At 67.3% G+C, this 2,722-nt stretch carries 2 protein-coding genes and 3 pseudogenes; 4 read left to right on the top strand and 1 reads right to left on the bottom strand.

All coding sequences use genetic code 11. The annotated features are described in order from the left end of the window. Positions 1-488: 488 nt before the first annotated feature. From G3T14_RS23690 to G3T14_RS25285, 3 genes and pseudogenes are all read left to right on the top strand, one after another. Positions 489-899 (top strand): transposase, encoded by a 411-nt coding sequence (locus G3T14_RS23690; RefSeq protein ID WP_163644937.1) that lies wholly within the window; start codon positions 489-491, stop codon positions 897-899. Further along, positions 896-1,243 carry an IS66 family insertion sequence element accessory protein TnpB gene (tnpB, locus tag G3T14_RS23685; protein ID WP_163644936.1) on the top strand — a complete coding sequence of 116 codons (348 nt, stop codon included), beginning with the start codon at positions 896-898 and terminating at the stop codon, positions 1,241-1,243. Before G3T14_RS23690 ends, tnpB begins: the two co-directional genes overlap by 4 nt. 102 nt (positions 1,244-1,345) lie before the next feature. Then, a pseudogene (locus G3T14_RS25285) lies at positions 1,346-2,086 on the top strand (IS66 family transposase); the annotation flags it as partial. A gap of 15 nt (positions 2,087-2,101) precedes the next feature. On the opposite strand, the pseudogene G3T14_RS23680 reads toward G3T14_RS25285, so the two are convergent. Continuing rightward, positions 2,102-2,296 (bottom strand): annotated as a pseudogene (locus tag G3T14_RS23680) (transposase); the annotation flags it as partial. 155 nt (positions 2,297-2,451) lie between these two features. On the opposite strand from G3T14_RS23680, the pseudogene G3T14_RS23675 reads away from it, so the two are divergent. Next, a pseudogene (locus G3T14_RS23675) lies at positions 2,452-2,722 on the top strand (transposase); the annotation flags it as partial.

The raw sequence follows: 2,722 nt of genomic DNA, 5'->3' as shown, positions 1-2,722 counted from the left end.
GTCCCTCCACTCCGACGTGAAGAATGCACCATCAAACCCCGGGATCAAACATCTAATACCAAGTTTCGCTGAGCAGGATTCACGCTGGGTAGCGGCGCGGCGCCAGCTGTTATTCAGTCCTCGGGCTTTAAGCCTGAGGAGGATGCGATGGCCGCTCCGGTGCCGCTGCGATCGGGTCTCGATGCACCGGCCCTGCGCGCGCTGTCAAACAGTGTTGAACCTAGGTTCATCCACACTTCTAGTGCTGACGGAGTCAGATCGGGCTTTTGGACGTTGATCCCCACCATGACCGAGGAGGCGTCGAATGCCGCTTTCGAACCCGTCGCTGCCGACAGTGCCCGATGGGCTGTAAATCGATGAAACTGACGCTCGACCCGTCCGGGCTGTCGCTTCTTGGTACGCCTCCGGTGAGGGCCGCGGTCGAGGGCATCGCACTCTGCGCTGAAGCCTGACCTTAATGCTGGCGTTAAGGTCGGCGGGTCGGGGTGATGAGGCTAGAACTCCTGGAGAATGCCGAACGGCGGCGGCGCTGGTCGTTCGACGACAAGGCGCGGATCGTCGAAGCCTCGTTTGAGACTGGCGTGTCGGTGTGTTCGGTGGCGCGCCAGCACAGGATCGCTCAAGGCCTGCTGTTCACTTGGCGGCGTCAGGCGCGGGAGGGCCGTTTGGGCGGGGACGCGCAGGCCCCCCTTGTGCCCGTCGCGATCGCCCCGGAGCCGTCACTTGCTATTCCCGCTGCGCAGTCGGATGATCCGCGTGCTCCAGCGCCGCCGCGCCGGCCTCGTCGCAAGAGCGGCGTCATCGAGATCGATCTCGGCGGCGGTCGGCGTCTCACGGTCGACCGGGACGTCGACGCCGGAGCTCTGCGTCGGATGCTCGACGCCCTGGAGGGCCGATGATCCCGCTGCCGGCCAACGTGCGGGTCTGGCTGGCGACCGGCCATACCGACATGCTCAAGGGCTTTTCCAGCTTGAGGATGATCGTCCAGGAGACGCTGAAGCGCGATCCCCACTCCGGGCACCTGTTCGTATTCCGGTGCCGGCGCGGCGACCTGATCAAGGTGATCTGGCACGATGGCCAGGGCGCGTGCCTGTACACCAAGCGGCTCGACCGGAGCCGTTTCCTGTGGCCGTCCGCGGCGGACGGAGCCGTGACGATATCGACGGCGCAGCTCGGCTACCTTCTCTCGGGCATAGACTGGCGGATGCCGCAGGAGAGCTGGCGTCCGAGTGCGGACGGATGAGGATAACGCGTTACAATGGCTGAGCAATATGCTCTTCTCTCGGACGTGCCGAACGCGTCCGAGCCCCCGCCGCTTCCCACCGATCTCGCTGCCGCCCACGCCATGATCCTGGCCGAGCGGGCGGCGCGGCTCGTGTCCGAGATCGCGGTCGAACGGCTGAAGCTGGAGGTCGCCCGGCTGCGACGGGAGCGCTTCGGGGCCTCCTCGGAACGCAGCGCCCGGATCGACCAGCTCGAATTCGTTCTGGAGGATCTGGAGGAGACGCTGGCCGAGACGGACGCGCAGGCGGCTGCCGAGCCCGATTCGCTCCCCGGTGTAGCTTCCTCGCGGCGCAAGCCCGCTCGTCGACCTCTCCCCAAGCACCTGCCGCGCGAGCGCGTCGTCCATCCCGGCCCGACGACCTGCGCCTGTTGCGGCGGGGCACGCCTACGCCACCTCGGCGAGGACGTCACCGAGACCCTGGAGCGGATCCCGGCGCGCTGGGTGGTGATCCAGCACGTGCGCGAGCGCTTCTCCTGCAGCGACTGCGAAACCATCGCGCAGACCCCGGCTCCCTTCCACCCGATCCCGCGGGGCCGAGCCGGCCCGAACCTCCTGGCCGAGGTGATGATGGCCAAGTTCGGCCTGCACCTACCGCTGCATCGTCAGAGCCAGCGCTTCGCCCATGAAGGCGTGCCGATCGACGTCTCGACGCTGGCCGACTGGGTCGGGGCCGTCACCACCGCCCTGTCGCCTCTGGTCTCCCGGATCGAGGCCCATGTCCGGGGAGCGAACCGCCTCCATCTCGACGATACGCCGGTGCCGGTCCTGGCCAAGGGTAAGACCCGCACGGGCCGGCTCTGGACGGTGGTGTGCGAGGTGCACGACCCGGCTCGGATCGCGTCGATCCGGGATCACCGCAGCAAGCTTCTCGGCGATACCCAATCGCCGGGCGGCCTGGGCGAGCAGCATGACGCCACCGTCCGAGGTCAAGCGTCCGTCATCGAAGGCGGCTGTGAGCGTCTTGCCCCGAACGGATGGAAACGCGAACGGCAGATACGTAGGATCGGACATGGCGGGCGTGGCGGGCTCGATCTAGTCTGAAGGCTTGGCGTCAGCACCCAATCCCTAAGCCACATCAATGCCTTACGCTAAGCTCGCCGTAACCGTGGCAGATTGCCGGGCGGTGGCGTTTTGCGGTTTGGCTCGGGCGTGATTCAACACGCGGCATGGCGCTGCCGGATCCCGATGGCCTGGATGCCCTTTCGCTGAGCGAGCTTCGCGGGCTTGTCGTCGGCTTGATCGCTCAGGTCCGTGGGTTGACGGATGAGAACCGGGCGCTGCGCGACGAGGTCGCGCGCCTGAAGGGCCTGCCACCACGGCCACCGACGCGTCCGACCCCGTCCGGGATGGAAGCCGCGAGCGAGCGGGCGCAGGCCGATCCAGGCAAACGGCGGCGGCGCGGACCGGTGCGGGATCGATGCGTGGTGACGCGCGAGG

Source organism: Methylobacterium sp. BTF04 (genome assembly GCF_010692745.1).
Classification (GTDB): Bacteria; Pseudomonadota; Alphaproteobacteria; order Rhizobiales; family Beijerinckiaceae; genus Methylobacterium.
Note: the sequence above shows the minus strand (reverse complement) of the source record. Positions and strands in the feature narration are given on the sequence as shown.

Bases quoted from the DNA above. Each gene is read 5' to 3' on its own strand.
- tnpB (WP_163644936.1), top strand. From the start codon at position 896: ATGATCCCGCTGCCGGCCAACGTGCGGGTCTGGCTGGCGACCGGCCAT.
- G3T14_RS23690 (WP_163644937.1), top strand. From the start codon at position 489: ATGAGGCTAGAACTCCTGGAGAATGCCGAACGGCGGCGGCGCTGGTCG.